At 50.5% G+C, this 4,805-nt stretch carries 9 protein-coding genes and 1 pseudogene; 7 read left to right on the top strand and 3 right to left on the bottom strand.

Annotated features, from left to right (window positions below):
- From BBW68_RS09215 to BBW68_RS09195, 7 genes and pseudogenes are all read left to right on the top strand, one after another.
- The coding region (locus tag BBW68_RS09215; RefSeq protein WP_186821313.1) for a transposase at positions 1–496 on the top strand (496 nt) is incomplete at its 5' end.
- 181 nt (positions 497–677) lie between these two features.
- Positions 678–923 carry a YmfQ family protein gene (locus BBW68_RS20690; protein WP_261791585.1) on the top strand — a complete coding sequence of 82 codons (246 nt, stop codon included), beginning with the start codon at positions 678–680 and terminating at the stop codon, positions 921–923.
- Positions 907–1,239 carry a putative phage tail protein gene (locus tag BBW68_RS20685; RefSeq protein WP_420835342.1) on the top strand — a complete coding sequence of 111 codons (333 nt, stop codon included), beginning with the start codon at positions 907–909 and terminating at the stop codon, positions 1,237–1,239. Before BBW68_RS20690 ends, BBW68_RS20685 begins: the two co-directional genes overlap by 17 nt.
- Positions 1,239–1,448 (top strand): hypothetical protein, encoded by a 210-nt coding sequence (locus BBW68_RS19740; RefSeq protein ID WP_167566276.1) that lies wholly within the window; start codon positions 1,239–1,241, stop codon positions 1,446–1,448. Before BBW68_RS20685 ends, BBW68_RS19740 begins: the two co-directional genes overlap by 1 nt.
- Positions 1,449–1,504: 56 nt before the next feature.
- Positions 1,505–2,180, top strand: a pseudogene (locus BBW68_RS09205) (phage tail protein); the annotation flags it as partial.
- Positions 2,180–2,752: a tail fiber assembly protein gene (locus BBW68_RS09200; protein ID WP_070135131.1), complete on the top strand. Its 573-nt coding sequence runs from the start codon at positions 2,180–2,182 to the stop codon at positions 2,750–2,752. The pseudogene BBW68_RS09205 and the gene BBW68_RS09200, both read left to right, overlap by 1 nt.
- A gap of 196 nt (positions 2,753–2,948) precedes the next feature.
- Positions 2,949–3,716 carry a DNA adenine methylase gene (locus tag BBW68_RS09195; RefSeq protein WP_070135130.1) on the top strand — a complete coding sequence of 256 codons (768 nt, stop codon included), beginning with the start codon at positions 2,949–2,951 and terminating at the stop codon, positions 3,714–3,716.
- Here the strand turns inward: BBW68_RS09195 and BBW68_RS09190 are convergent.
- From BBW68_RS09190 to BBW68_RS09180, 3 genes are all read right to left on the bottom strand, one after another.
- A complete protein-coding gene (locus tag BBW68_RS09190; protein WP_070135129.1) occupies positions 3,713–3,910 on the bottom strand; it encodes a hypothetical protein in 198 nt (65 codons plus the stop codon). The genes BBW68_RS09195 and BBW68_RS09190 overlap by 4 nt on opposite strands.
- A 105-nt stretch (positions 3,911–4,015) precedes the next feature.
- Entirely contained in the window at positions 4,016–4,306 is a 291-nt protein-coding gene (locus BBW68_RS09185) for a hypothetical protein (RefSeq protein WP_070135128.1), read from the bottom strand.
- A 1-nt stretch (position 4,307) separates the two neighbouring features.
- Positions 4,308–4,652, bottom strand: coding sequence for a hypothetical protein (locus BBW68_RS09180; protein WP_070135127.1), 345 nt, complete (start codon positions 4,650–4,652; stop codon positions 4,308–4,310).
- Positions 4,653–4,805: the final 153 nt, after the last annotated feature.

Genomic DNA, 4,805 nt, shown 5'->3' with positions numbered 1-4,805 from the left:
GCAGGTGTTCTGTGCCAGCTGGCAGCGCTGCCGGGTTCACTTCATGCGTAACGTGCTGGGGCGAGTCAGCAGAGCCAGCCAGTCGGTTGTCCGTGCCGCGTTGCAACAGGTGTTCGTGCAGACGGAGGAACAAAACGCCCATGCCACCTGGCGCGAGGTCGCGGCCCAGCTGGAAAAGAACTTCCCGGCAGTCACAGAGATGATGGACGAAGCGGAGGCGGAGGGGCTGGCGTACTTCGGGTTCCCGGGAGCGCACCGGGTGAAAATCCACTCCACGAACACGCTGGAGCGCCTGAATAAAGAGGTGAAGCGGCGTTCCCACGTGGTGGGTATCTTCCCCAACGAAGAGAGCATAACCCGGCTTCTGGGTGCGGTGCTGACGGAGCAGAACGAAGAATGGCTGTTGCAGAACTGCTACCTGCCGCAGCACAGCATGGCGGAGATAGAGCAGACCGCTGAAAACGATGTGATCGAGGCGCTGCCACTCAGCGCTTAACAGACATATTACCGGACCGGAAGGCTGGATCTGAATTTACACCACCTTGACGGACTCGACCCGATATCACGGGCGTGGTGGATTATGAGCTGACAGCACCAACCGGGAACGTCGTGCCGGAGGTCAGCGAGAGGACCGTGCAGTGGATACGTCCCGGCACCATCACCACAGGCGAGCTGAAATGACCGGGAACGATTACCGCGAACTGCTCTACCTGCTGCTGCCTGATGGCTATGCCTGCAACGGCCAGCGCCTGAATGCGGAGCTGCAAGCCGAAGGTAATGCGCTTGCCAGCGTCGAGCGCAGCGCTCAGGACGTGCTGAACGGCGTGACGCCCTTTACCGCCGTAGCGCTGCTGTCGGACTGGGAGCGCGTGCTGGGCTTATCGGTCAGCAGCGGGATGACCATTTATGGCGAAGCTGGTTGAGACCGGAGGGCTGAGTCGCAGCTACTTCATCCATCTGGCGAAGTCGCTGGGCTATGACGTCACCATCGACGAGCCGGAGCCGTTCCGCTGTGGCCGCAACCGTTGCGGTGACCGTCTGTGGATACCGGAAATTGTCTGGGTGTGGATTGTGAATATTCAGGATGGTCAGGTGCCGGTTTACCGCTTCCGCTGCGGTAGTTCGGCTACGGGTGAGCGCCTGATGTCATTTGGCCAGAATATGCTGGAGAGCATATTCCGCGATTTAAAACCTGCTCATACACAGGTTGTATTTAATTACGTGGAGAATAATACGTAATGAAAGATATTATTGAGCCAGTCGATACCGACGATGGATTATTTCATGATGGCGACCCGTCAACCGGCGCGGAAGGCACTATCGTTTACGCGAAAATCATGAACGCGCTTCAGGGCGGCATTATTGATATTCAGACCGAGAATAAAAATATTCTGGCTGAAGCACAAATGACGCCTGACCCGTCGAGTCGAAGAATAACCAGTTGCTGACGGCCATTAAGGCTATTGCCACGGCGATTGCAGCCACAGCAGCATCGGTTGCCGTTCCGGTGGGTACGCCTCTGGCCTGGCCAGCAACCACGCCGCCTGACGGGTACGCCATCATGCAGGGTCAGGCGTTTGACATCGCCAAATACCCGAAAACCGCTGCAGCCTATCCATCCGGCAAGCTGCCGGATATGCGCGGGCAGACCATTAAAGGTGCGCCTGATGGCCGTACGCTATTGAGTCTGGAGGCGGATGGTATTAAATCACACTCCCACACGGCAACTGCAACGTCCACTGATTTGGGGACTAAAACAACTTCACCTTTTGATCATGGTACCAGGACAACCTCTGCGACAGATTTAGGTAGCAAAACAACTTCGGTTTTTGATTACGGGACAAAAAGCACAAAAAAGCACAAATTCAGGGGGTGCGCACGCCCACGGCTGGGGTACTGCAATGAAAAAATCAGGAGGAAGTGACCAGCCCGTCGCAAGCAATGGAATGAGCAATTTTGGAACAACCTCGACAGCCGGTGCCCATACGCATTCTGTACTTATAGATTCTCACTCTCATACTGTCGCGATTGGTGCGCACGCACACACCGTTACTATCGGGGCACATACCCACTCTGTGGTTATGGGAACACATACCCATACCGTAACGGTTACGGCTACAGGTAATGGAGAGAATACCGTTAAAAATATCGCATACAATTATATTGTGAGGCTCTCATAATGGCTTTTGAAATGTCCGACAAAGCACAGACTATTAAGGTCTTTAACCTTCGCGCAGATACCGGTGAATTTATTGGCGCAGGTGATGCTTATATTCCAGCACATACGGGGTTGCCTGCTAACTGTACGCCAGTACCACCTCCGGCTATTCCCGCAGGCCAGGTAGCGATTTTCAATGATAAAGGACAGGCCTGGTCCCTGAGTGAAGATCACCGGGGTAAAACCGTATATGACACTTCATCCGGGCAGGCAGTATTTATTTCAGATATTGGCCCACTGCCAGAAAATGCTGTCACCGCAGTCCCTGCGGGACAGTATGAAAAATGGGATGGAAAAGCCTGGGTAAAAGATGAAGAAGCTCAGAACAACGCCCTACAGGCAGAAGCGGCAGACAGGCAACGACAGCTGATTACTGAAGCCCGCACCATTATAGGTGAATGGCAAACTGAGCTGATGTTGGGTTCGATCTCCGATGTCAATAAAGCCAAACTACAGACATGGATTGACTATATTGAGGCACTTAAACGCGTTGAACTCAGTGACCCAGCCTGGCCAGATACCCCAGTGGAATAAAATTGGTCAGGTCTTAATCTCATGGTGACTGATTAAGTTATTTTGCCGTCATAACACTGACGGCATTTTTTTACCCTTTGCCGCCATGCTGCTACAACTTTGAGGCTAAGACCCAGACTGACAGCGGTTTAGTATCGATTTTAACGATTAATAAAACGGTATTGATCGATACATCAGATCGATTAAAGGACGAATTATGACTAATACTATTATTCCCTGGATAGGAGGTAAGCGTAAGCTCGCAAAGCAGCTCCTGCCTTTGTTTCCTGAACACACCTGCTATGTTGAACCCTTTTGCGGCGGTGCGGCTTTATTTTTTATGAAATCTCCGTGTAAAGCAGAAGTTCTGAATGACATTAATGGTGATATCGTTAACCTCTACCGGGTTATTCAGCACCATCTTGAAGAGTTTATAAAGCAGTTTAAATGGGCATTAACCAGCCGTCAGATATTTCAGTGGCTGAAAGACACACCTGCTGAAACGCTGACCGATATTCAGCGGGCAGCACGCTTCTACTACCTGCAGAAAACCTGTTTTGATGCAAAAGTGGAAGGCTGCACATTTGGCACCAGCGCCACAGGCCCTGCAAAGCTGAATATCGTCCGTATGGAGGAAACCCTGTCAGAGGCATGGCTTCGCCTCCAGCGGGTGACGATTGAACATTTGGACTGGCAGGCATGCATTCAACGCTATGACAGACCTGACACACTGTCTTACCTTGATCCTCCGTACTGGCAGACGTGCGGCTACGGTGTTTCTTTCGGGCTGGAACAATATCAGGCGATGCCCGAACTAACCCGACAGGCACGAGGGAAGGTGATTATTTCGGTGAATGACCACCCGGATATGCACCGTGTGTTTGAGGGATTTGAGATAACTACCGTCAAAACCACATATTCAGTCGGGGGTAATAACGGTCATAAGGCAGCGGAGTTAGTCATAAGTAACTTCAGCCTGGCCTAACGTGCTGATGCTTTAAACCCCTCTGTAAGCTGCCACAGGCCGTTATCTTCGACGGCCACATCAAGAGACGCCATTTGCTCAAGGATAAAGCGAGTGGCGTGCTCTTCCTGCCCTGTAATATATGCTATGGCCTGGAGTGTCAGAGAGGTTGCCAGGCTGAACGCAGAAACTATGTCATATGCGTCGTCAGTCATGGTCAATTCCTTCTAAAAGCGACTGAAAAATCTTCAGGCCTGCAGTGCGACGCACACTAGCTCGGTGCCGGGCATGAGTCCAGTCGTCATGAAGGAAAAGGCGGTCTAACTTAGAATGCCTTTGAGAGCATTGATGATTGCGGGAAGTGCTGGAATAAGTTGAGCGAAAACAACAGCGCTTACGACCCAGAGGATAATGCTGTTCTTCGCGTTGCTGACATCTTCTTTGGTCGCATAGTTAGATTTAATAACGGCTATATCAGCCTGAACGGACTGAATATTTTTTTCGAGTTCACGAACACGCTGCTGCATATCATCACCTCCACCATCGCCATCACCGTTTTTTTGCTGAGTAATCGGTGTCAGCAAGGGGATAACGTTTGACCGATTCGTCATTTTATTTACTTTCCCTGTTTTTATCCATGATGATCTTATGTCTCCATGCCAGAACATTTTCTGCACGGAAGTTCATCACGTGGCCACAACATTCGCAAATCAGAGCATAGCAGTTGATATTAGCATTAACACCATAAGCACTTTTCATGATGAAAAGGTTTGCATAAGTCCCCAGTGGAGTCCCGCAGGATACACTTCCGGCAGCAGACCTGACTTCAGGTACAGATAAACTTTCAGACAGACATACAGTGCATCTGGGAATAACACCAAGCGACAACAGGTAATCAGATAAAATTTGGGCGTTAATTATAGCGTAAGGCGGTTTCTTATCTTCCTCTGTCGACATGTGGCTTCCTTGTTTTCTCTCGCTAAAAGGTGGATTAGAAGTGCCATTTGCACGAAATTGAATTCGCCAGCATAGTACCAAGTAACGGTCGTATTTGAACAGTATTTGATACTCGCGCAATGGCTTTTTTAAAAATCAAATACCTTTCAAATC

The sequence above is a fragment of the Candidatus Erwinia dacicola genome, from assembly GCF_001756855.1.
Taxonomy (GTDB): Bacteria; Pseudomonadota; Gammaproteobacteria; order Enterobacterales; family Enterobacteriaceae; genus Erwinia; species Erwinia dacicola.
The sequence above is the reverse complement of the archived record's forward strand: the minus strand, read 5'-3'. Positions and strand labels throughout refer to the sequence as shown.